Origin of the sequence: Halomonas sp. SIMBA_159 (assembly GCF_046536035.1) — a bacterium.
GTDB lineage: Bacteria > Pseudomonadota > Gammaproteobacteria > Pseudomonadales > Halomonadaceae > Vreelandella > Vreelandella venusta_A.
Genome location: NZ_JAWJBT010001373.1, coordinates 1 through 243, shown reverse-complemented (window position 1 = coordinate 243; position 243 = coordinate 1). Strand labels below are relative to the sequence as shown.

Genomic DNA, 243 nt, shown 5'->3' with positions numbered 1-243 from the left:
ATATTCAACAAAAGCCTGCATATAACCGAGTTTATTACCGCAATCATGGCTGCGACCGGTAATACGGTACGCGTTTACCGTTTCTTTTTCCATCAGTAACGCTATCGCATCGGTTAACTGAATTTCATCACCGGCACCAACCGGTGTGCGCTTCAGGCACTGCCATATTTGATTACTAAAAACATAACGCCCCACCACAGCCAGGTTTGATCGCGCCTGATTTACCGCCGGTTTTTCTAATAC

1 protein-coding gene is annotated in these 243 nt (G+C 46.1%); it reads right to left on the bottom strand.

Annotation, left to right across the window (positions count from 1 at the left end; all coding sequences use genetic code 11):
• Window positions 1–243 (bottom strand): sugar phosphate nucleotidyltransferase (locus R0J87_RS23735; protein WP_498889463.1); only part of this gene is annotated, 243 nt, incomplete at both ends.